Source organism: Mycobacterium sp. 1245805.9 (assembly GCF_001672915.1).
Taxonomy (GTDB): domain Bacteria; phylum Actinomycetota; class Actinomycetes; order Mycobacteriales; family Mycobacteriaceae; genus Mycobacterium.
This window is the reverse complement of sequence record NZ_LZKR01000123.1, coordinates 1-1,473: the sequence shown is the minus strand read 5'-3', so window position 1 is coordinate 1,473 and position 1,473 is coordinate 1. Positions and strand designations below refer to the sequence as shown.

General features: G+C 60.7%; 2 protein-coding genes. One reads left to right on the top strand and one right to left on the bottom strand.

Going from position 1 to position 1,473, the window contains the following annotated elements; all coding sequences use genetic code 11:
• A complete protein-coding gene (locus A9X00_RS16990) occupies window positions 1-861 on the top strand; it encodes a cyclopropane mycolic acid synthase family methyltransferase (protein ID WP_067155668.1) in 861 nt (286 codons plus the stop codon).
• 9 nt (window positions 862-870) lie between these two features.
• Here A9X00_RS16990 and A9X00_RS16985 read toward each other — a convergent pair.
• On the bottom strand, window positions 871-1,473 hold a 603-nt coding region (locus A9X00_RS16985; RefSeq protein WP_067153302.1), incomplete at its 5' end, for a class I SAM-dependent methyltransferase.

The window sequence follows — 1,473 nt, the reverse complement described above, 5'->3', positions numbered from 1 at the left end:
ATGACTTCGTTGGAGCCGTATTACGAAGAATCGCAATCTATCTACGATGTCTCGGACGAGTTTTTTGCGCTGTTCCTAGACCCGACAATGGGCTACACCTGCGCTTACTTCGAGCGGGACGATATGACCCTCGAGGAAGCGCAGAATGCAAAGTTCGACCTGGCGCTGGGAAAGCTGAACCTCGAGCCCGGGATGACGTTGCTCGACGTCGGCTGCGGCTGGGGCGGCGCGCTGCAACGGGCGGTCGAGAAGTACGACGTCAACGTCGTGGGCCTGACGCTGTCGGAGAACCAGGCCGAGCACGTCCAGCAGATGTTCGACCAGCTGGAAACGAACCGCTCGGCCCAGGTGTTGCTGGAGGGCTGGGAGAAGTTCGACGAGCCCGTCGACCGAATCGTCTCGATCGGCGCCTTCGAGCACTTCGGCCGCCAACGCTGGGGCCACTTCTTCAAGATGGCCTACCGGGTGCTGCCGGCCGACGGGGTCATGCTGCTGCACACCATCTCGCGGCCGACCTTCAAAGAGGCCAGGGCGCAGGGCACCCCGTTGACCCACGAGGTCGTCCACTTCACCCAGTTCATCCTGGCCGAGATCTTCCCGGGTGGCTGGCTGCCGACGATCCCGTCGGTCGAAGAGCATGCCGCCGACGCCGGGTTCAAGGTGACCCGGATCCAGTCGTTGCAGCTGCACTACGCCAGGACGCTGGAAATCTGGGCCGCGGCGCTCGAGTCCAACAAGGACAAGGCCATCGCGATCCAGTCGGAAAAGGTTTACGACCGGTACATGAAGTACCTGACCGGCTGCGCCAAGCTGTTCCGCCAGGGCTACACGGACGTCAACCAGTTCACGTGTGAGAAGTAGCCGGGCCGGCTACTTGGCCAGCGTGAACTGGCCGACGTTGCTGATGCCCTTGCGGAAGAAGTCCTCGCACCCCGTCAAGTAGTGCATATAGCGCTCGTAGACTTCCTCGGACTGGATGGCGATCGCTTTTTCTTTGTTCGCCTCCAGGTTGGCCGCCCAAATATTCAGCGTCCGTTCATAATGCTCGCGCAGCAATTGCACTTTTTCGACGCTGAATCTGGCCGCCTGCGCCAGTGAGAAAATATCTTCCTGCGCCGGCAGCTGCCCACCCGGGAAGATTTCCGTGTAGATAAATCGCGTGAACCGCACGTCGCTCATCGTCAAAGCGATGCCGCGCTCGTGCATCTGCTTCTGTGAATGCGCCAAAATTGTGTGCAAGAGCATCCTGCCGTCGTCGGGAAGGATGTCGTAGGCGCGGTCGAAAAACGCGGGCCAACGGTCGGCTTTGAAGGCCTCGAACGCGCCTATGCTGACGATCCGGTCGACCTTGTCGTCGAACTCTTCCCAGCCCTGCAACCGCACTTCGACGTCGCGCTCGGTCGGGATCCCCGCCAGCCTGGTTTTGCTGTACTCGAACTGGTTGCGGCTGAGGGTAATTCCGATCACGTTGAC

Coding starts and splice junctions, on each gene's coding strand:
- A9X00_RS16990 (WP_067155668.1), top strand. CDS start 1: ATGACTTCGTTGGAGCCGTATTACGAAGAATCGCAATCTATCTACGAT.